The organism is Thermogemmata fonticola (assembly GCF_013694095.1).
GTDB classification, from domain to species: domain Bacteria; phylum Planctomycetota; class Planctomycetia; order Gemmatales; family Gemmataceae; genus Thermogemmata; species Thermogemmata fonticola.
In genome coordinates, this window is record NZ_JACEFB010000003.1 from 158,606 (window position 1) to 180,113 (window position 21,508).

The following is a 21,508-nucleotide window of genomic DNA, read 5'->3' on the forward strand; positions in this document are numbered from 1 at the left end:
GCTAAGTCAGCCAAGCAAGGCCGATCGCTGCTCCAGGGAGAGCACTAGCCATTGTAACCGATTAGGTCCCAGCCCTTGCGGTAGGTCCGGCGGACGTACTGGGCGGCTTCCGGGCAATCCACCGCCTGGCATTTGGCACCATCCCAAGTAAACGCCTTGCCCACCCGGATCGCGACATTGCCCAGCAGGAAGGCCGCTGTCAGCAATGCCGCATAGTCGAAGTTAGCCAAGGCCAGTTCGGGCTTGTTGGCCTTGATGGCGTCCACCCATTCGCGTTTCTGCCCGCCATCTCCGCCATTGTTGACCGGCAGCTTTTCCGGCTTGGTGCCGCCGTTGGTCTTCTGGCCCGTACTGAAGAACACCTCAGCGCCATAGTCGTTGGGCGAGTAGGCGATCCCCTTGGAGCCGACGAGAATCGAGCCGCTATCGACCAGTTTTTTGCTTCCCGCCAGAGCCATCGCCTTCTGGACCAACTCGTCCGGCGGAAGCAGTTTCTGGCCACCCTTACGCCCCTCGTACCAGTGGACCGTGACCGGGCCGCGGCTGCCCCGTGCCGGGAACTTCAGCGTCACATGAGCATAACTGGGACAAGTCAAGGGATTGACATCACCGGCCTCAGCGGACACATGGACCGGATGATCCAGCTCCAACGCCATGAAAGCCATGTTGGCCGTATGGCAGGCCATATCGCCGATAGCACCCGTGCCATAGTCCCAGAAACCACGCCAGGCGAAGGGATGAATGCCACTGGCATAAGGCCGTTCCGGGGCGGGGCCGAGGAACTCGTCCCAGTGCACCCCCTTGGGGATGGGAGCCAGCGGGGGAGGATTCTTGTCGGTGATCTTGGGAGCTTGCGGCCAGATGGGACGGTTGGTCCATACGTGCACTTCCGTGACCTCGCCCAATTCCCCGGCACGGATCAACTCCACTGCACGTCGCAAGCCGTTGGCTGCCGTCCCCTGATTGCCCATCTGAGTACAGACTTTGTTCTTCTTGGCCTCTTCACGCATCAAATGGGCTTCATACACATCGTGCGTCAGCGGCTTCTGGCAATACACATGCTTGCCCGCCCGCATGGCCAGAATACTGGGCAGAGCGTGAGTGTGGTCCGGCGTCGAGACCACCACCGCATCGATCACCTTCAGCAGGGCACTGTCGTCGAACAGTTTCCGAAAGTCGAAAAAGGTCTTGGCCTGGGGCCACTTCTTCGCCTTTTCTCCCAAGGGTCTTTCGTCGATGTCGCACAACGCCACGACTTCCATGAACTGGGCAGCCTGATCGATGTCGCTGGAGCCTTTCCCGCCGACACCGATTCCAGCCACCCGGAGCCGTCCGTTGGCCCCTTGAATTCGGACTGCGGAGAAGGCCGGAGCGGCATACAAATAACCCAGTCCTGCCGCCGCGCTCGCCAATACTTGCCGCCGTGTCATGCCTCGAGCCATGGTTGTCTCCTTGTTGAAAACTGATCCGCACGTTCGTGTTTCGACTTAGACGGGAACCGGCCCAGCATCACCCTCCGCGGCTGGTTCCACCGATTCCACCCGTGGTAGGTCTTCCCTCATGAGTCTAACCTTCCTTTCCATAGGAGGCAACAAAAAAACGGACCAGAGACCTTGATTCTTCCCGTCCTTTTCAACAATTTCGCATCCACGCAGAGGTGAGCTTGCTCCGATTCGACGAAACCTTAGGAACAATAAGGTCTGTCTCTTCGGCCAGGAGGAACCTTCCCGCTCGATCGACGGCCACGATCCGACTCATCAAGCCAGATGGCACATCTTGATTTGGCCACCTACGATCGTCGCTACTGCCCGTCCCACCACCCGCCAGCCATCGAAGGGGGTATTACGGCTTTTCGATTTGAACTCGCGCTTGTCGATGGTCCACTGCACCTTCGGATCGATCACCGTCACGTCGGCTGGGCGGCCGGGAAGTAATGTCCCGCGATCAATACCCAATACTTGCGCTGGGTGCAGCGTCATTTTGGCCAGCATTTGCTCCCAGCTCAGGTGGCCTGCTTCGACCAGGTGGGTGATGCACAACGGCAAAAAGGTCTCCAGACCAATGATTCCATTAGGAGCCTGATCCAGTTCGCGCTCCTTTTTCTCAGGCGCATGGGGTGCATGATCGGTGGCCAGCACCGAGAGCGTCCCGTCTTTCAATCCTTGCACAATGGCTGCCACATCGCGAGCCGTCCGCAGGGGGGGCGACATCTTGAAATTACTGTCGAAGGATCGCATCGCTTCGTCCGTCAGCAAGAAATGATGGGGGCAAGCTTCCCCGGTCACCTGCACGCCCCGTTGTTTCCCCTGGCGAATCAACTCCACTCCCCCCGCCGTGGACACGTGGAGGATATGGACCCGCCCCCCCGTCAACTCGGCTAGCAGAATGTCCCGGAAGATCATGATCTCCTCAGCCACCGCCGGCATGCCGCGCAGTCCCAACTGCACGCTAACTACCCCTTCGTTCATGACCCCGCCTTGGGTCAATTCCAGCACCTCGGCGTGGACCAACACCGCCTTGTCCAACATGCGGCAGTACTCCAAAGCCCGCCGCATAATCTCCGCCGAACTGACCGGCGCGCCGTCATCACTGAAAGCCACCGCGCCTCCTTCCACCAATCCGCCGAGTTCTGCCAACTCTTTGCCTTCCCGATTTTTGGTGATTGCCCCTACCGGAAAGACGTTGCAGTTTCCCGCTCGGCGTGCCTGGAGGATCACAAACTCCGCGGCTGATCGGCTATCTAGTGCGGGTTCCGTATTGGGCATGCAGGCCACGCTGGTGATTCCTCCCGCCACCGCCGCCGCCGTACCCGTCGCAATGGTCTCGTCTTCCTCTCGGCCCGGCTCACGCAAATGCACATGCATATCGATTAGCCCCGGGCACACGATCAAACCCCGGCAATCCAAGACCACATCCGCACCATAAGGCTGAGGTCCCAAGCCCAATATCTTCCCATCCCGCAGCCAAACGTCAGCCACTACATCCAACGACTGGGCTGGATCAATCACCCGGCCCTGACGAAGCAGTATCGTACTCATTGACTCTTCCGCCTTCTTCAAAACAACCCACACTCCAGACTGCGGCACTTCGATTGCTTCTGTTCTAAGAAACTGTTTGCTGGACTGAAGAGGGCGCCCAACCCCTCGCCCTCTTCTCAGCCACCCTGGCGGAATAACCGACACCTCCCGAACATCTTGAGCAGCTTTCGCACCCTTTTGCCTGTCTTTCCTCGTCCCATTGCATTCCACCATTCTTCGCCGTCGATGCCCTCCACATCTAGAGTGCCATTCACATCGAGATCAGTTGGGACACCGCCGATGTCAGGAAAGTTGCCCGTGGTGATAGCCTTGCTTTGCGGAGGATGCACCGCCCTTTCGCATGGGCCGCCAACGGTCACGGTTGCCCGGACCTCCCTTCCTGCGTCCACCGAAATTTCTGGACCGCTGAATGGGTCCAACGTTTCCCCACCCAATCCGGCAATCGCAGCGGGCCATCCCCGCATTGCCAGTGTTTCGGCCAATTCCACCATTTCTAGCGAGGAGGGTGATTCCACCGATCCACTCACTCAGGCCGCCGCCTGCCTGAAGCGGGGAGAGGAACTGCAAGCCGCCGCTTATCTGGAGCAATACCTCCGCGAACAACCGCACGCCCATCTCTTTCGCATTCAATTGGCCGAGATCTATCACCGCGGCCAGCAAGCGACCCGCGCCCAGCTTCACTACGAATACTTCCTCGGATATTTGCCCTCTCCGGCCAAGGACCCTCTGAACCAATATGCAGTCCTGGCTCATACACGCCTGCGCGAATATGCCCTGCTCCGCCACGATTCCTTCCGCGAGGCTTACCACCGCGCTGCGGGACTACTTCTGTTGGCTCGATCTGCCCAGCAACTTCATCCTAGCTTAGCCGATGAATTGCTCGGCCAAGCACGCCAGGCTCTAGAGCAAGCCCGGGCCTTGCGACCGTACCATCCCCTCCTACTCGCTCGCCGCCTCGAAATGCACGAACTCTGTCATCAGAACAGCACAGCTTTTTGGGAACGACTTGCTATCGAGCACTCTCCCCTTCCTTCAGTCATCACACCTGCACTCTCTTTGGAATAAATAGTTATTTGGCATTCTATAATGCATTTATTCCTTATAAAATTCACAAACATCTGTTTATGCTATATCTATACAAGCTTGGAATACATCCAGCACGCGATTCAAGGATTCTTGCCGAATGCACAACGGCGGCAAACAATACAACACTGGCCCGAGGGGGCGGAGGAGCACCCCCATTTCCAGGGCCATGGCTCGCCAACGGGGTACCATCTCACTGAGATAACCTCCCGGAAGATTCAGCTCGACGACGCCGATCGTACCACACCATCGCACATCCTTCACTTTGGGATGCCCTCGCCAGCGGGGCAAATGTGCTGTCCAGTAGGCCTCGATTCGTTTGGCCTGATGCAACCAGTCTCCTTTTTGGAGCAGTCGCCAATTGGCCGCCGCCACTGCGCACGCTAGCGGGTTGGCCGTATAGGAATGGCCGTGAAAAAACATGCGGGAACGATCGGCGTGCTGGAAAAGTTCGACGACGCGGGGAGCCGCCAAGGTCGCTGCTAAGGGCAGCATTCCTCCGGTCAACGTCTTAGCCGTGCAAATCAAATCCGGGGCAATTCCGGCATGATCAAACGCCCATAGGCGGCCGGTGCGACAAGCGGTCATCACCTCATCTACAATAAAAAGCAGGTTTTCCTCACGGGCCACCTCCCACAAGTCGCGCAGAGTTTGGGCGGGATACATGCGCATCCCCCCGGCTCCCTGCACCAGCGGTTCAATAACCACCGCCGCAATCCGATCCTGACGGCAGCGAATCGCCTCCACCAGTGCCTCAACCTCCAACGGAATTTGCATCACTTCAAACAACAAGGAATCATACATTCCGAAATATATGGGATCACGGCTAATAGACATTGCACCGAAGGTGTCGCCATGATATGAATTTTGAAAGCAAATAAATATATCTTTACTGTATCCCTGCATACGCCAATACTGCACCGCCATTTTTAAGGCTACTTCCACAGCCGTGCTACCGTTGTCCGAGAAAAAAACCCGGCCGCCATTCCATCCCGGCACGGAACGCAACAAACCTTCCGCCAGTTCCACCGCATAGAAGTGAGTCGTTCCCGCAAAAACCGTATGGTCCAGCGTGGCCGCAGCTCGACGCAACGCTGCCACCAGCGGCGGATGACAATGACCGTGTAGAATCGTCCACCAGGAAGCGATCGCATCGATGACCCGCCGTCCATCCGCCAAAATCAAATACTCCTCCTCGGCTGCCACAACGGGCGCCGGTAGAACGGCCTCCAACAGCGGGGTATAGGGATGCCATACATAGCGCTGATCCAGTTCCTGAATCTCAGCCGCAAAGCAGGACCGATCGTCGTAGTAGCGCTCGACAAGCTGATCGATTGCTTGCAGGACAGGCAGTTGAGATAGGCTGATGCGTCGGAGAGAAGAGGCATCCCAGTGGTCATTTTGTGGCGTAGCAAGGGAGAATACCGGCAGTTGTGTGTAGCGATGGATTTGCTCTTCTGCAAAAGGATCAGGCGGACCAAGCAATACCACCGCAATGACTGATACTCCATGTAATGATTCACAAGCAGACAGTATACGACCGATGGCACCAATCCTGGATGAACCTACTAAGATAACAGGGCTTCTCCAAGCACGAATCAGATCGATTTGCAAGGCATTCTCTGTCAAAGGAGAAAGCGGACCGCCAAAGGTCTCGATCAGCAATGGCTGCTTGGACGGAGGGCGGGCTGCGAGGATTTCTCCAACGGAAGGAATGGTATCACCCTGTCGTCGAGCTACCAGCAGCGGTGCCACGGCCTCAGCAAAATGCCGCAAGGGTGTATAAACACAGGCCTCAGGGACGCAATCGCGGACTCTCGCTGTGTCCGAATCTCCGGTCTCTAAGGGTTTCCAGTATGCATACTTATCAGAAAATGCATTGAGATATATGATAGAAAACGTCGTTTTACCAACTTCTGTATCTGTACCAACAATAATAATATCACGCATAGCTCTTATTAATGATATTCAGTAAAAATAGATCGTAATCGCAGAGCTAGATTCTCTAAACAATCAGGTGTATGATCAGCGTGGAGGGAGATACGAAGTCGCGCGGAATATTCAGGCACCGAGGGCGGGCGTATTGCCCGAATATCCCAGCCTTGGAGCCATAACTGTTGAGCCAGGCGAACGGCCTTGTTATCCTCACCAACCACTATGGGAACAATATAAGAATCGCCTCGTATATCCCAGCCGCTATCATGTAGAAGTGATCGAAATAATTGCACATTACGAAATAGCAATTCTCGCCCTGAATTATCATTAATGACTCTTTGTATTCCTTTGCACCAATAAGCACCTAAAAGTGGCGGTAATGCTGTCGTAAAAATCAAATGTCGGCAACGATTGATAAGATACTCTTTCAATAAATGCGATCCACAAATATATGCTCCGCATAATCCCAACGCTTTGCCGCCTGTGTGAACGGTGGCTAGCACGCGAGAACGGAGGTGCAGAGCATCGACGAGTCCGGAACCGTTGACGCCGTAGCAACCCGTGCTATGGGCTTCATCCACAATGAGATGTGCCCCATAGCGTTCCGCGAGTTCCACAATATCTTGGAGAGGAGCCAGATCACCGTCCATACTGAAAATGGATTCGGTGACAATAAACATCTCACGCCCTACTGGGCGTATCTGCGCCTCCTGTCTCAATCCATCCTCAAGATGATTAAGGTCATTGTGCTTGAATATATATTTTCGTGGCCGGCAGATACGTAAGGCCTCATAGATGCTTGCGTGGCACCGCTCATCTGCCGCCACCCAATCTCCCGGTTCGATCACTGTGGTTAGCAACCCTTCGTTGGCTGTGAAGCCGCTTGTCATCATCAACACCGATTCGGCCCCATGCCATTGAGCCAATTGCGCTTCGACCTGCTCCCAGATGGGATGGTGCCCGCGCAGCAGACGCGAACCCATTCCCGTCACCGGCAAGCTCGCCTGGTCTTCGACAGAGATCGGACAGCGTCCATGACCATAACCAAGATAATCATTCGATGTGAAATCAATACCATCCCCTGCCCGTATATTGCGGTATCGGTCTTGTGATTTCAATGTATTCAGTGTTATTTTCCAGCGATCGATCAATCCCATAGAACTTTGATATCCTCAAGCGATATTTCCACAATGATTTTTCTGCTTCTCAGCAATCGGACCAATTGCAGTCAACAAGTGCTCATCCTCTTGAATATCAGGGTTAGAAGCTGTGAGGAGTTTTTCACCATAGAATATGGAATCTGCACCAGCTAAAAAGCAAAGGATTTGCGCCTCTTGGCTCAGGCGATCTCGGCCCGCACTCAGGCGGATTCTGGATTTGGGAAAGGTGATCCGAGCTACTGCGATGAGGCGTACGAGTTCCGTAACAGAGACTGGCGGAGCTTTTTCCAAGGGTGTTCCCGGTATAGGAATCAGACAATTGATAGGTATGCTTTCTGGAGGCGGTTGCAATTGTGAAAGCTCCACAAGCATCATTAAGCGATCATCAATAGATTCTCCCATGCCGATGATTCCACCACAACAAACGGAGATACCAGCTTGAGACACGGCACGTAGTGTAGCCAAACGGTCATCATATGTACGTGTGGTGACGATATTGGAATAGAATTGGCGGGAGGTATCGAGATTGTGATTGTACGCGGTCAGTCCTGCTTCTTTGAGGCGCCGGGCTTGATCGGGAGTGAGCATGCCTAAGGTGACACAGGCTTCCAAACCGAGGGAGCGAACGGTGCGGATCATTTCGAGAACGCGCTCGAATTCTGGTCCCTCCTTCGGAGGCGAACGCCAGGCTGCTCCCATGCAGAAACGGGTCGCGCCAGCCGCCTTGGCCTGCTCGGCAGCCTGCCGCACCTCCTCCACGGTCAGCAACGGCTGGCGTGACACCGGTGTGTCATAATGTGCCGATTGCGGGCAATAAGCGCAGTCCTCCGGGCATCCGCCTGTTTTGATACTCAACAAGGCGCACTTCTGAATGTCGCCATAGCCCCGATTCTGACGGTGCACATCGCTGGCCTGAGCGACTAGTTCCAGAAGTGGTTGACTATATAGAGATCGCAATTCTGTTAGCGTCTTCATATTATCTATCAATCCAGAATAGGTGAATCCAATGTCTAACTTCAGGAGTTCTATATCACAATGCTGAAGAATCCATATTCAGGGACACAGGCTCGCCTCTATTGCGGGCTGAGCGGAGGCAGGCATCGAGTACAACCTGAGTCTTCCACGCAATCTCGGACCATTTAGGATCGTGCCGTCCTGAGAGAATCGCGAGGGAAAAGTTGCGAATCATGTTTACTTCCTGTGCTCCCGGCATACCATCACTGTATTCTCGCACGGCATGGCGCTGGCTATGTTGTTCCATGTTGAATGAACATCCAACAACACGGAAGTATGGTTGCGATACAGTCAATGATACTTCCGCACCATAATACGGTAGTACAAAATCCTCGATCCAAATGGAACCTTTCGTACCACTGATATGTGCCCACTGTTGTAATTCTGTCACGAAGGAGCAATAAAACGAAGCGGTGACCTGCTCTGGGAAAAAGAGATCGGCGGCAAATTCCAGGGGAACGGCATTCTCGGTCTGCTCCGGGGGTGAGAGGATGCGTCCTACGACCGATTGGGGCAACTGATACTTCATGATCCAAAGGGAAAGGCGAATGTTGTACCAGCCGAGATCGCCCAAAGCGCCCAGGGGTTCAAGCTGCGGTTGGACACGGATATTGCCACGCAGGAATTCGGGGGGAGCAGCAAAACTAAATTGGGAGTTGATGCGGCGAAGCGTGCCGACAGTTTGGCCATCATCTAGGAGGCGGCGCAGCAGAGGGAGTCGCTGACTGTGCATGAACATAACGCCATCCATGAAGTGGACGTTGTGGGTACGGCAGGCTAGGAGCATCTCGCGGAGTTGTTCCGCGTTGGGAGCGCAAGGTTTTTCGCAGAGGACATGTTTGCGTGCCTGAGCCGTGCGGATGACCCATGGCGGTCGGATACCGGTGGGCAGAGGAATATAGACGGCGTCCACATCCGGGCGTTCGAGCAACTCTTCGTAGCTGCATGCTGTCGGCATCCGGGGAAAAGGCGCTTCCGCTTGGCATTCGGCGATGAATTGTTCGGCTTTCGCGCGATCACGGCTGGCCACGGCCACCAACTCCGCATTACCGGCCAAGCGCATCGCTTTCCAATTTTTACGCGCGATATTGGCAGCACCTAGAATACCCCAACGACAGAGAGTCGTCATGCGTCGCTCCTCGGTCCATCCTTGCCGAACCGTTAGAGAAAAAGCCAACTCCCTTTTTTCTCCGGCATACCTGCATCACTAGGGAAATGTTGTATGAGGTGAGAGGTAAGGTCACAACCGGCTCGCTCGCATCCATTGCAAACTAATCTGCGCGAAGCAAGGGTTTAGTGGATTGTCGCGATCGCATGAGCGGGAAGCGATAGCACAAGAGACACCAGTTCAACGGCTCGAATGGATCAATCCTTCTGTGGGGCTGCTGGCATTGGCATAGAGTCGCTTAGGAATACGACCGGCCAGGTAAGCCAGCCGTCCAGCTTCACATGCATACCGGACAGCCCAAGCCATGCGAAGGGGGTCTTTAGCGAGAGCAATAGCGGTATTCAGGAGGACGCCATCGCATCCGAGTTCCATCGCCACACTGACATCGCTTGCCGTGCCCACTCCCGCATCGACGATCACTGGGTAGTCCGGGTCGTTGTCCTTGAGATATTCCAGGCAAATGCGGATATTGTTGGGGTTGAGAATCCCTTGCCCACTGCCGATGGGACTGCCCGCAGGCATCACGCTGGCTGCCCCGGCTTGTTTGAGTCGCCGAGCCAGAACCGGGTCATCCGAAGTATAAACCAGCACGAGAAAACCTTCCGCGACCAGTTGTTCGGTAGCCCGAAGGGTTTCGATGGGGTCCGGCAAGAGGGTTTTGGGATCGGCTAGGCATTCGAGTTTGACCCATTGGGCGCCAGGATTGCCAAGGTTAGCGAGGAGTTCGCGGGCCAAGCGGGCATGGCGGATGGCATCCTCAGCGGAGTAGCAGCCTGCGGTATTGGGTAGAATGGTCAAGCGTTCCAGGTTGAGATAATCCAGGAGACTTTTGCCTTCCTTGTCGAAGAGGCGTTCGCGCCGGACGGCTACGGTGGTGACTTCACAGCCGCTAGCCGCCAAACACTGCCGCATTAATTCATAGCTGGCATACTTCCCCGTACCAGTAAAGAGACGCGAACGGAAGGTGAACGGTCCGATCTTCAATGGCCGATCCTCGGGCGGAGTTTCACCGGCACTTGCTCCGCTTCCACCTCCCACCAATGTGACGATTTCCACCACATCCCCATCGCGCAGCCAATAGGACTCGTGTTCGTGCCGGGGAACGACGCACCGGTTGACCTCCACAGCGACTTGCGCCGGATTCTTACCCAATTGCCGCAGTAACTCGGCCACGGTCAGCGGCTTAGGGAAATGGCGTTGTTCCGCATTGAGCGTGATCCTGAGCATAGGCCATCCATCCTCGTCCGAACTTGGAAAAGCCGCGGAATTGCTAGCCGGTTCCCACCGCAACTCGCCAAGGCTCCGGATGATAGCGGGAAATCCGCCCGCACCATCGGTTCTCTGTTATGGTCCAAAATAAACGCCGCATTGTCCACTCAGGGGATAACCCACGGGGTCAAGACGGGGACTGGAGCGAACCTCGGCCTACGGTTAGCCGCAGAATAACCGACGGGACTGAGTTCGCAGAGGGATTTTTTCCACGAGCGCCCCTTTGGAACCGTCCTCCTTGCTCCAAGGACAAAAGGTACCTCGCTGGGCCTTTTCTCAACGGAGCCGCTCTAAGTATGCTAGAACAATTAGCGAAGGGTAATACTTCGTCGGAATGATAGATGCTATGGCTGCTGCGGACCCTGTTTCTGTGTTATTCGACCAGTTGCGCAGTAGCGGGCTTCTTAGCCCGCACCAGCTTCAAGAATTAGGAATGTGGATTGTTCAGCGGCGGCCAGATGTCAATGCGGTAGCAAAAGAATTGGAACGGCGAGGGTGGCTGACGAACTTCCAAATCCGAGAGATTGCCAAGGGACGGGGGCGACAGCTTCTGTTGGGACCGTATGTCCTTCTCGATCTGCTCGGCGAAGGTGGGATGGGGCGCGTGTACAAGGCCCGGCATCAGCGTTTGGGCCGGCTCTGCGCCATCAAAGTGATCCGCCGGGAACGCTTGACTCATCCCGCTGTCGAGGAAAGGTTCCGCAAAGAAATCGAAGCCTTAGGACGCATGCAGCATCCTAACGTAGTGCAAGTATTCAATGCTGATCAGAGCGGGGATGTCATCTATTACGAGATGGAATGGATCGATGGCACTGACTTGACGAAGTTGGTCCGGCAACATGGACCATTGCCCGTAGCTCAAGCCTGCGATTACATCCGTCAAGCGGCCTTGGGATTGCAACATGCTCACGAGTTGGGAATGGTCCACCGCGATATTAAACCCAGCAACATTTTAGTCAGCCGGGATGGCCGACAGGTCAAATTGGTGGATATGGGGCTGGCCCGCATCCTCGATGATAAGTCGATTACAACGGAGGAAGGCAAACGGATCACGCGGGAAGGTTTCGTGTTGGGGACACCCGATTTTCTGGCTCCCGAACAGGCACGTAATCCCATGATGGTCGATATTCGTGCCGACATCTATTCCCTGGGAGGAACGCTTTATTACATTCTGACAGGGCGGGTGCCTTATGAAGGAGCCAATCCCACAGAAAAAATGCTCAAGCACTGCACCGATCCACCACCATCGCTGTTGGCGTATCGCCCAGATGCCCCGCCGCAACTGGAGCAGATCATTCATTGGTGCATGGCCAAGCAACCGGAGCAGCGTCCTCAGACTCCTATTCAACTAGCGCTGGCATTGCAGCCGTTCTGCCTCAGCGGGGGAACTCGAACTGGTACGGCACATCCGGGTGGAGTTGCTGTCAGTCCTCACGCTGGAGCAGGAGCAGTTCCCTGGCCGGTGACCCCTCCTCAGGAGCCACGTTCCAGCCAGATTTTCCGTCTGCCAGACGATGTCCAAGCTGCTTCCCCCCGCGCGCGTCGCAGCAGTTTTCCCTGGGGTCTCGGTGCATTTGTTGCCTTGCTGGTGCTCTCGTTCGTGGTCCTGGTGCCCCGGCTGAACCGCCTTCTAGCTCCACCGGAGGGTCAACAAGCACCCGAGACCTTCACCAACACTTTGGGGATGCGCATGGTGCGCTTGGCAGGGGGGGAATTCTGGATGGGTTCGCCCGAACAAGAGAAGGGACGCCGTTCGGACGAAGGTCCCCGGCACCGAGTTCGGATCGCCCACGCCTTCCTCATGGCGGCCACAGAAGTGAGTAATGGACAGTTTCAGCAGGTCATGGGATTCACACCATCTCAAGCCTCGAAGACCGCCTCGCGCTCTTTGCTACTGCCGGTCGAAAGTGTCACTTGGTGGGAAGCGGTCGAGTTCTGCCGCAAGTTGACGGAAAAGGAGCAGAAGGAACCTTGGGCGCGAAGCGGCTGGGGATACCGCCTACCCACCGAGGCGGAATGGGAATATGCAGCACGAGCGGGCATGGACACTCCCTTTGCCTTTGGCAATCTGCTGGAGTTCGGGCGCCGGGGGGTGTATAAACCTGTCGAAGACGACCCGTGTGGAGTCGGTGGCGATCCTGCCCGCCCCCCTAACTTTCCTGAAGAAATCGGCAAGCGGCAGGAGAATGCCTTCGGTTTGCAAGATATGCACGGCAACGTCGCCGAGTGGTGCGAGGATTGGTACAGTTCCACTTATCCGAGCACTGCCGAGGTCCGCCACGATCCCCTCGGTCCGCCGGATGGAGAACGACGAGTGATCCGCGGCGGCTCGTTTGCCTTGCCCGCATCGGCCTGTCGCTCGGCGACCCGTTCCTCCTTACGACCCGATGGACGGCGCGCCGATGTCGGTTTCCGGATCGTCTATGCTCCCATGTTCCATCGCTGAGACACCTCACACCTATGATCCCATTCCGCTCGCCCCGAAGCCCCGACTTCCCACCCCCTGGGATTGATTCCCAATATCCGGGGAAGATGGGAAAGCAAGCGGATACGGTGAGGCGTTATCCCTTCACAACCGAGCTGGCGTGAGGATTGCAGTTGGAAGGAATGGGTTGCTCAGTCGCGGTCCGCGATCTGCCCCCAGCGCGGCACAAGGCGGTGAGGAATCTGCAGGTGATCGCAAATCCGAGCCACGATGAAGTCGACCATGTCTTGGAGCGTCTGGGGACGGGTGTAGAAAGCGGGCATAGCAGGCAGGATCACGGCACCTGCCTCGGTCGCCGCGACCATGTTGCGCAGCGGAATCAATCCCAGCGGCGTTTCCCGGGGTACGAGAATCAGCGGCCTGCGCTCTTTGAGGTGAACATCCGCGGCCCGGTGGATCAAATTCTCGGACAACCCATGGGCCACCGCGGCTAACGTTCCCAAACTGCAAGGGCAAATCACCATCCCGGCAGTCTGATAGGAACCGCTAGCGATCGGTGCAGAAAAATTGGTGTGGTGATGGAAGCGGAGGTGATCCGCCGGAAACGACACATCCCGGCCCAGAAAGGTACGGGGATCGAAACGGGTCTCATCCAAGTGCAGAATGCGATCCATTTCCCGCAGGAACACCTCAGCGGCTGCCGGGCTGATGAGCAAATGCACCCTGCGTCCCGCATGCAGCAAGACTTCCACAAGGCGGACGCCGTAAGGGGCTCCGCTGGCCCCCGTCAACGCTACGACGATTGGCCGATCCGCCGAACTCATCCGAGCCCCCCGATGCCGCCTAGACCTTTTGCCGGAGCCATTGGGCTGACACAATATTCATAGTCATGGGCATCACATGCGGTGTAAAGGGGAACCTCGGAAATTGGGTTCATCCAACGGGGAATAATCGACATGCGCCGAAGGGAACACTCGCTCCGAGGAAGGCTAGGATACTTGTCAGCCGTAGCGACGATTTTAGGCGCGGTGACAGGCTCGTGGGTGGTCCCCCAGGAACCAGTGGAGCCACCCTTGGGACAATCCGTCTGGACGTTCGACGTTCTCCATTTGAAAAACGGAGCGAAGTTCCAGGGATTGCTCGTGGCCGAAGAACCGGACGGCTACGTTTTCCGTGTGGTCCTTCGCCGTCCCGGACGCCCGACAAGTACCCTGACAACGTTTTTCGCCAAGGGAGAGGTCCAACGACTCCAGCGACTGAGCGAATCCGAACGGGCCATTTTGCGGGACCGGCTGGCGGAACTGGACCCCAGCGGTCAGGGAGAACAACAGCGGATGGAAGCAGTCGAATTGGTCACCGATGATTGGCCCGGTTTACCTGGACAGGCCCGGCGGTATGAGTCTGAGCACTTCATTCTGATATCCACCGGTTCGGAGGAACTGACCCGGCGGACGGCCGTGCGCCTGGAGCAGTTATACACTGCGTTCGTGCGTTTCTTCCCACCGCAGGTGAACGATGCTGTACCTACCCGCATCTGGCTGGCCGTTTCCGAGGAGGAATACCGCCTGTTGCTTCGCAGCCTGAATCTACCCCCTCTGCTCAATCCGGCGTTGTACGAGCCGCGCAGCAATCAGATCGTTTGCGGTAGTCCGTGGCGGGAACTTGGCCAGCAATTGCAGACGGCTCGCGTCCATCATTCGCAGCATTTGGCCGCGCTTGCCCGCCAGGAGATGGAGCTACGCCGCCTCTACCGCCGGCCGGAATTGGACCGCCACCTCGCCGTGTTGGAACGGGAGCGAAAACGAATCTACCAAGCGGAACGCCTGAATACCCAGCAATTCGAGGCGGCCACCGCTCGCATCTTCCCCCTGTTGTACCACGAAGCGTTTCACGCTTATATCGGCACCTTTGTCTATCCTCCCCTGCCCGTCGAGCAAGTACGCGCCGGACGGGGAACCGGCGAGTTACCGCGCTGGCTCAACGAAGGATTGGCTCAGATTTTTGAGAGTGCAGTAATCGAGGCGGGCGAATTGCGCGCTGACGCTCCCCAAGTGGAACGCCTGCATCGCGTCCAGGATTGGCTTCGAGGTAAGGAGGGCGGCCCCCTGCTCCCCTTGCAAGAACTTCTCAATGCCGGCCCTTCCTTATTTGCCACCGTCCACACTGACCAGAAAGCCCAAACTCACCGGGCTTATCTAACGAGTTGGGCTTTGGCCTATTACCTCACCTTTACCCGCCGCCGACTCACGACACCCGAATTCCGCAACTATCTCATCGCCGTCAATAGCGGTGCCGACCCCCAACAGGCCTTCTGCGAATGGGTGGGTCAGCCCCTGCACATCTTTGAACGCGAGTTTCATGCCGACCTGCTTCGCCTGCAACGCAATGGCCGCTTGGCCCCTCGTTAGAATACTCCCCATCTTCAAACAGACCCAAGCGACGAGCGAACAGTACGAAGTGACCTTCCCTTCCTCGAACTGGCAATGGAATGGAGGTGGTCCATGCTGCCTTTCCCCATCGATCCTGTGCCGCCACTGGCCGGTTTGCGGGTGGTAGAAGCTGCACGGGTCCTCGCAGGTCCGTTCTGCGGGCAAATTCTGGCTGACTTGGGAGCCGAAGTGATCAAGGTGGAGCGGCCAGGCAGTGGAGATGAAACCCGCGATTGGGGTCCGCCGTTCCTGGATGCTCAACGTTCAGCCTACTTTCTTTCCTGTAATCGCGGGAAGAAATCGGTCACCCTCGACCTGAGCCAGCCAGCAGATCGGCAAGCGTTGGAAGCCTTGCTTGCCCGGAGCGACATCCTCATTGAAAACTTCCGCACGGATAGCCTCGCCAAATTGGACCTGGAAGCTCCACGTTTGCTGCAACGTCACCCGCGCTTGATTATCTGCTCCATCAGCGGTTTTGGACGCACTGGACCGTTACAGGATGTTCCCGGCTACGACTTTGCCATTCAGGCGCTCTGCGGTTTGATGAGCATCACCGGTCCTCCCGAAGGTCCCCCTTACAAAGTAGGGGTTGCCGTAACTGATGTTTGGACAGCTTTGTATGCCAGCACGGCGATTTTGGCGTGTGTCCATGCCCGCGCTCGCAGCGGCCACGGCTACGCCATCGATCTGGCACTGCACGATTGTGCCCTGGCTGCCCAAGTGAATGTTGCCCAGAGCTATCTGACCAGCGGTCAGGTTCCCCCTCGCGTAGGCAACGCCCATCTGCACATCGTCCCGTACCAGCTTTTTGCCACCGCCGATGGCTATTTGGTCCTTGCGGTGGGCAATGATTCCCAATGGCAAGCTTTCTGTCGTGCCGCCCAGGCTGAAACGTTGGGGCGCGATCCCCGCTATCGCACCAACCATCAACGAGTGGAACGACGAGAAGAGCTAATACCCCAGGTCGCCGCCTTATTACGACAGTACTCCACCCAGCACTGGCAAGAGGTGCTCACCGCCGCAGGAGTTCCCCATGCCGTCGTGCGAGACTATGCCGCTGTCTTTGCGGACCCTCAAACTCAGCATCGGAGGATGACACTGACGGTCACGGACCCTCAGGGCCAACCCATCAAGCTGTTGGGACATCCCTTCCATCTCCTTGGGGCACCCCTCGCCACACCCACCCTACCCCCACGATTGGGAGAGCATAATGCCGATCTGACCGCACTTCTCCAAGATTCCACCCTCACCAACAGATCGCCGGAGGGGGAATAGCAATTGCACTTGACAAGACTCCCCGCTATACGTCACGGTGGAATGGCGAGTATCGCTCCCGACAGTCCTTCGGGTCACGATCACCTTGGTCATGCTGGTCAAGTTAGCTGATCAAGTTAGATAGTGCTGTGGACCACCAGGGGGACAATGGAGATGATCGCACCAGGTGGTGGTAAGTTCAGTGAGAGAACACAATAGCCTTGGAATTAAGGGATGAAGGATGCCCGGAATGAGGATCAGGATGCGATGAGGAAGATAGAACACCGACCGCCCCGCCCGCTAACAGGAGCATGGCACTGTCGTGGCCGAGGAGCAACCGTAACTTTGCCATCGCTTCTGAAAACTCCCCCCAAAAGGCCAAATCAAGACAAAGCGACAACCTCCCAAGGCCGAGGGTGGGCACTGTTCCTCGTCGGCTGCCTTACAGCTCTCGGCGCAGGATGCCAAAGCCACTCGTCCCCCTCCCATCCGACACCGCAGGAAGAAACTTCCCCCGATGCACCGGCGGCAAGTCAAACAGCGAACACTCCTCCCTTAGCGAGTTCTGACGGTTCTCCCACAAGATCAGGCGCTACCCCTGCCGAGGCAGTCGCTGAAGTTGAGCCGCAGCATGAATGGGACCCCAACCGGCATGTTCTGTCGACGCGGGCGGTCCAAGGACGGCTGGGAGGCGTGGCTGTCACACCCGAAGCTAGCATCGAGGGGGAGTACTTAATCTTCCGCGTGCGCAAGGACAAGATGACCGAACGGGCCTTGTGGATCAAGTTGCGAAACAGTCCCAGCCAACCCTTGCCGCAAGGACGATTTGTTTACGGCCCCCAGGGGGCAATCGGCGAAGGTCTCGCTGGAGTAGTGCCGGAAATTATGCTGGAGTTGCCAGGCCAGCCGCTCCATTTATATCCCTCTGGCCAGTATGCCATGACCTTGCAACTAGAACCTCGGCAGAAGGGTCAGGTCCGCGGCCATGTGCATGTCAGTCTCGCGGATGCCCAACAATCGTTCCTAGCGGGTGCATTCACCGCCCTGGCTCCGCGACAACCCACCGAGCCGCCCGGTGTGGAAGATGTACCGCTCATCAACGGCACCGTCACCGTCCGCAACGCTTCTCCCGGAGCAGTTCTGATGACCGGCTATGCCGCCCATCCGAGCGGTGACAACTTCCCCCTCGGAGCCGTGGAGATCGAACTCGGTGCATCGGCCGAGCCGCTCCGATGGGAGCAACGGGACTATGACCAGCCGCGCGTCACCAGCCTCATCGCAGGAGATGTCAGCAAAACTCCCAGCCGGTTTGAACACAGCCGCCTGACGCCCGGACGCTACATCGTCTTTGCCCGCCTGAAAAACGGACCTGCTGTCTGGCAATGGGTCGAGGTCGGAGAACAAACGACTCGCAAGGTGGAGTTAGTCCTGGATGCCCAGCATACCGGCGGACTGGAAGTGACCGCACCAGTTGGCGCCTTGGGGAAAGTACACTTGGCACCGGCAGACCCGCAACGCCCCAACCTTGAAGAGCCGCTCCTGCTCGGTCTGGCCTTGCAATTGGGATTGGAACAGGAGTTGGTACTGCGCAAGGCCCTGTTCAAGAATCTCGGACCGGGAACCTATGTCGTTCGCATCGGTGGCGAGGTCCGCACGGTGGAAATTGTCGCCGGTAAAACCGTAGAACTGGATTTCGACAGACGCTAGCCTTGACTTCAGCTTGGTCCCCTTACTTATTCCCCCCAGGCTTGTTTCCGAAAACGCAGTGGCATCTCGTAGCCAGAACAACCAGCACACCCTTATTCCCCCCTGCCCTGTACGGGGGATACATCATTCGACTCAGGTCGTTCTGAGGTCAGCGGCTCGATTCGGCCGGCGGACAACGCCTTGGGCGTAGGTTCACGTATATCCCAGACCAATCCGGCCCATGCCAAGGCCCGCAGGATGTAGTAGCTCAGGTCGATCTCCCACCAGTAAAAACCTTGGCGAGCACAACTCTGATAATGGTGGTGGTTGTTATGCCAGCCTTCGCCCATGGTCAGCAAAGCGGCCCACCAGCAATTGCGGCTCTGGTCCGGAGTGGCATAGCGACGCGTGCCGAAAAGGTGGCAGGCGGAGTTGACCAGGAAGGTGGCGTGATAGAGCAGCACCGTGCCCACAATGAAGCCGTACACAACCCCGCTCCATCCCGCCAGCCAATAACAGAGCAAGGCTAACGACAGGCCCGGCAGCCAAGTGAAATAGCGGTCGAGCCAACGCAGCTCTGGGAACTTCTCGAAGTCCCGCAACGGCGGTGCTTGGCGAAATCGGCCCGAAAGTACCCACCCCACATGCGCCCACCAAACCGTGCGCACAATCGGGGAATGCGGATCCTCCTCCTGATCCGAGTGCTTGTGGTGATGGCGATGGTGAGCGGCCCACCATAACGGCCCTTTCTGCATCGCGGAGCAGCCAATCCAAGCCAGCACAAACTGAAACCAGCGGCTCGTCTTGTAACTGCGATGGCTGAAATAGCGATGATAGGCTGCTGTCACACCGAACATCCGCACCAGGTAGAACACAATCCCCCAGCCAATGGCTGCCCATGTCGGCGCCACGAAAAAGGGCAATACGACTGCGGCCACATGCAAGCCGACAAAGGGGAGAGCACGGAAGAAGTTCCACCAGCGCCGCGGAGGCCACCTATCGACTCCAAGCGGCCAGGATACTGAAGGGGATGGTAAAGTTACGTGAGGTAGGGTTGCGTGAGAAATGACTAGCTCGCTTTCTGTTGAATCTCTGGCGTACCGGAACTATTATCGCGGAAAGCCAGCGGCAAATTGGAACGGAATTTTCCCATGCTCCGCAACTCTTCCGCCGAAGGACCAAATGCCTTTGTTCCCGTTTGCAATCCACACCTGCTGAGAAACCATCAGGTCCAACCTGTGTGAACCAACCGGAGTGGACCCACAAGAGGGACTCTAACATCTAGAATAGGACAGAGGCGGCACCTTGGCTCGCTTCTTAGCAAGAAAAAAATAAAATCCGGGAAGATGTTTTGTCCCGATGTGGTCCTAAGCCATACCCTGGAAACCCCGGTGATTCTCCCGGAATCGTCCCCATTCCCCTAAGACCCCTTACGACGAGGTTATGATGATCCATTTCGAGGGAGAAGTGCGATTCCCCCTGCCGCTGTCGGAAGTGGCAGAAAAGCTTTCCGATGCCGGCTACCTGGCTCGCAGTCTGACGGAGGCCGAGATTATCTCGGCCACACCGGAAAAAGCCGTTTGGCGCATGAAACCAAAACTTTCCTTCCTGACAGGCACTCAAACAACCGAAATGACGCGGAGCGACCACCGTCCAGATGAAGCAGTGAGCTTCACATTAACCACGCGCAGCATCGGGGCAAGCAGCACTGTGGTGGCGCATCTGCGCTTTGCCGCGGATCCGCAAGGCACCGATGTGTTCTGGAGCGCGGATATCACGGAAGTCAGCGGGCTGCTGAAAATGGTTCCTTCAGGGCTTTTGGAAGGAGCGGCTCGCAAAATCATCGAGGACGTGTGGGAAGCTGTCCGCCGACACTTGCTTCCTACCTCAGCGCCGTGAATTTTTCTGAAAAAACCCACGCTGGAGAATCCGGAAAAGCTTCACCGTTCATTCCGGTCAGTCTCTCAATAAACTTCATGAGCCAGACCGCGAGCTTCAGGCATCAGGCAGGGACAGCACGCTCGCGGCAGCATGCATTTCGCCGGGGGAAAACCGCAACCTTTTGGATGGTTATGCCAGCCGATGAGGTACTTCCGGCCAGAGCAAGGCATAGAGAGAATTAAAAAACATCGCCAGGAAAAAGTCGAGAATGAGGATGGCCACAAAAGCGTGGACAAAGGCTTGCGTGGCGGCTCGTCCCACACCGGCAGCTCCCGGTTGACTGTGAAATCCTCGATGGCAGGCGAGTAGGCACAACGTAACCCCAAAAACCATCGCTTTGGCCAGTCCTGTCAGGACATCCCAAGCTGCGACAAATTCCCGCGTGTGACGCCAGTAATGGAAACTGTCAATCGGATAGATACCGACACAGATGAATGTGCTGCCGATCATGCCCGTCAAGTCGGCAATCACGGTCAACAAAGGTACCATGATCAGGCAGGCTAGGAGGCGAGGCGCTACCAGATAGTGCACAGGATCTAGTCCCAGACAAGTCAGGGCATCCAGTTGTTCGCTTACACGCATTGTGGCAATTTCCGCCGCCATAGCGGAACCGACCCGCCCCGCCACCATCACCGATGCCAGCACCGGGCCCAATTCCCGGACCAACGACATGTGAATGACCGCTCCCAAAGACGTTTCCATGCCAATGAGATGAAACTGATCATACGCTTGCACCGCGAGCACCATGCCGATGAATGCCCCGGTGATAGCCACCACGGGGGCACTCGCATTGCCAACCTCTGCGGCGATGCGAAACCACTCCAGACGACTGAAATGCCCCCGGAACAAACCTCCCCAGGCATGGAGGGCGAAGAGTGTAAAGTCTCCGACGGCCTCAAGCACCTCGCGAAACGCCTGATTCCGAGCTGAAAGTCCATCCGCCTGACGAGTGGCAGGAGAGGAAGGGGGTGAGCTGGACGGTGCATCCGGTTTGGCTTCGATCATGACTGACGAACGCAGGGGTCAGCCTTCCTGACTCTCTCAGGGAAAATCTGCCAGAAGTTCATCCTAGCATCCTGCCGCCACGACTGAGAAGGGAAAAACCA

General features: G+C 56.8%; 16 protein-coding genes. 6 read left to right on the forward strand and 10 right to left on the reverse strand.

The genetic code is table 11. The features are described from left to right. Positions 1 to 44 precede the first annotated feature (44 nt). Both H0921_RS06725 and H0921_RS06730 read right to left on the reverse strand, forming a co-directional pair. Positions 45 to 1,442 (reverse strand): Gfo/Idh/MocA family protein, encoded by a 1,398-nt coding sequence (locus H0921_RS06725; RefSeq protein ID WP_194537290.1) that lies wholly within the window; start codon positions 1,440 to 1,442, stop codon positions 45 to 47. 315 nt (positions 1,443 to 1,757) lie between these two features. After that, positions 1,758 to 3,038: a dihydroorotase gene (locus H0921_RS06730; protein ID WP_194537291.1), complete on the reverse strand. Its 1,281-nt coding sequence runs from the start codon at positions 3,036 to 3,038 to the stop codon at positions 1,758 to 1,760. Positions 3,039 to 3,317: 279 nt separating this feature from the next. Between H0921_RS06730 and H0921_RS06735 the strand changes: the two genes are divergently transcribed. Continuing rightward, entirely contained in the window at positions 3,318 to 4,103 is a 786-nt protein-coding gene (locus H0921_RS06735) for a tetratricopeptide repeat protein (protein WP_194537292.1), read from the forward strand. Positions 4,104 to 4,160: 57 nt separating this feature from the next. On the opposite strand, the gene bioA is transcribed toward H0921_RS06735, so the two are convergent. From bioA to thiS, 5 genes are all read right to left on the reverse strand, one after another. After that, entirely contained in the window at positions 4,161 to 6,071 is a 1,911-nt protein-coding gene (bioA, locus tag H0921_RS06740) for an adenosylmethionine--8-amino-7-oxononanoate transaminase (RefSeq protein ID WP_194537293.1), read from the reverse strand. Positions 6,072 to 6,079: 8 nt separating this feature from the next. After that, the gene (locus tag H0921_RS06745) at positions 6,080 to 7,213 is read right to left on the reverse strand and encodes an aminotransferase class I/II-fold pyridoxal phosphate-dependent enzyme (RefSeq protein WP_194537294.1); all 1,134 of its coding nucleotides are present in this window, start codon (positions 7,211 to 7,213) and stop codon (positions 6,080 to 6,082) included. A 15-nt stretch (positions 7,214 to 7,228) separates the two neighbouring features. Beyond that, on the reverse strand, positions 7,229 to 8,191 hold the full coding sequence (gene bioB, locus H0921_RS06750; RefSeq protein ID WP_194537295.1) for a biotin synthase BioB: 963 nt from the start codon (positions 8,189 to 8,191) through the stop codon (positions 7,229 to 7,231). Between the two features lie 55 nt (positions 8,192 to 8,246). After that, the gene (locus H0921_RS06755) at positions 8,247 to 9,359 is read right to left on the reverse strand and encodes a Gfo/Idh/MocA family protein (RefSeq protein ID WP_194537296.1); all 1,113 of its coding nucleotides are present in this window, start codon (positions 9,357 to 9,359) and stop codon (positions 8,247 to 8,249) included. A gap of 219 nt (positions 9,360 to 9,578) precedes the next feature. After that, positions 9,579 to 10,625 (reverse strand): sulfur carrier protein ThiS, encoded by a 1,047-nt coding sequence (gene thiS / locus H0921_RS06760; RefSeq protein WP_194537297.1) that lies wholly within the window; start codon positions 10,623 to 10,625, stop codon positions 9,579 to 9,581. A gap of 388 nt (positions 10,626 to 11,013) precedes the next feature. Here thiS and H0921_RS06765 point away from each other — a divergent pair, with 388 nt between their 5' ends. Then, positions 11,014 to 13,113, forward strand: a complete 2,100-nt coding sequence (locus H0921_RS06765) for a bifunctional serine/threonine-protein kinase/formylglycine-generating enzyme family protein (RefSeq protein ID WP_194537298.1) — start codon at positions 11,014 to 11,016, stop codon at positions 13,111 to 13,113. Positions 13,114 to 13,283: 170 nt separating this feature from the next. On the opposite strand, the gene H0921_RS06770 is transcribed toward H0921_RS06765, so the two are convergent. Beyond that, positions 13,284 to 13,916: a UbiX family flavin prenyltransferase gene (locus H0921_RS06770; RefSeq protein WP_194537299.1), complete on the reverse strand. Its 633-nt coding sequence runs from the start codon at positions 13,914 to 13,916 to the stop codon at positions 13,284 to 13,286. Between the two features lie 174 nt (positions 13,917 to 14,090). On the opposite strand from H0921_RS06770, the gene H0921_RS06775 reads away from it, so the two are divergent. From H0921_RS06775 to H0921_RS06785, 3 genes are all read left to right on the forward strand, one after another. Continuing rightward, positions 14,091 to 15,500 (forward strand): DUF1570 domain-containing protein, encoded by a 1,410-nt coding sequence (locus H0921_RS06775; RefSeq protein ID WP_194537300.1) that lies wholly within the window; start codon positions 14,091 to 14,093, stop codon positions 15,498 to 15,500. Between the two features lie 93 nt (positions 15,501 to 15,593). Next, positions 15,594 to 16,796 (forward strand): CaiB/BaiF CoA transferase family protein, encoded by a 1,203-nt coding sequence (locus H0921_RS06780; protein WP_194537301.1) that lies wholly within the window; start codon positions 15,594 to 15,596, stop codon positions 16,794 to 16,796. Between the two features lie 672 nt (positions 16,797 to 17,468). Then, positions 17,469 to 18,482, forward strand: a complete 1,014-nt coding sequence (locus tag H0921_RS06785) for a hypothetical protein (protein WP_194537302.1) — start codon at positions 17,469 to 17,471, stop codon at positions 18,480 to 18,482. A gap of 92 nt (positions 18,483 to 18,574) precedes the next feature. On the opposite strand, the gene H0921_RS06790 is transcribed toward H0921_RS06785, so the two are convergent. Then, positions 18,575 to 19,528: an acyl-CoA desaturase gene (locus H0921_RS06790; RefSeq protein WP_194537421.1), complete on the reverse strand. Its 954-nt coding sequence runs from the start codon at positions 19,526 to 19,528 to the stop codon at positions 18,575 to 18,577. A gap of 376 nt (positions 19,529 to 19,904) precedes the next feature. On the opposite strand from H0921_RS06790, the gene H0921_RS06795 reads away from it, so the two are divergent. Continuing rightward, positions 19,905 to 20,360 carry an SRPBCC domain-containing protein gene (locus H0921_RS06795; protein ID WP_194537303.1) on the forward strand — a complete coding sequence of 152 codons (456 nt, stop codon included), beginning with the start codon at positions 19,905 to 19,907 and terminating at the stop codon, positions 20,358 to 20,360. Between the two features lie 171 nt (positions 20,361 to 20,531). Here the strand turns inward: H0921_RS06795 and H0921_RS06800 are convergent, their stop codons facing one another. Then, complete coding sequence (locus tag H0921_RS06800; RefSeq protein WP_194537304.1) at positions 20,532 to 21,407, reverse strand: MlaE family ABC transporter permease; 876 nt, start codon at positions 21,405 to 21,407, stop codon at positions 20,532 to 20,534. Between the last annotated feature and the right edge of the window lie 101 nt (positions 21,408 to 21,508).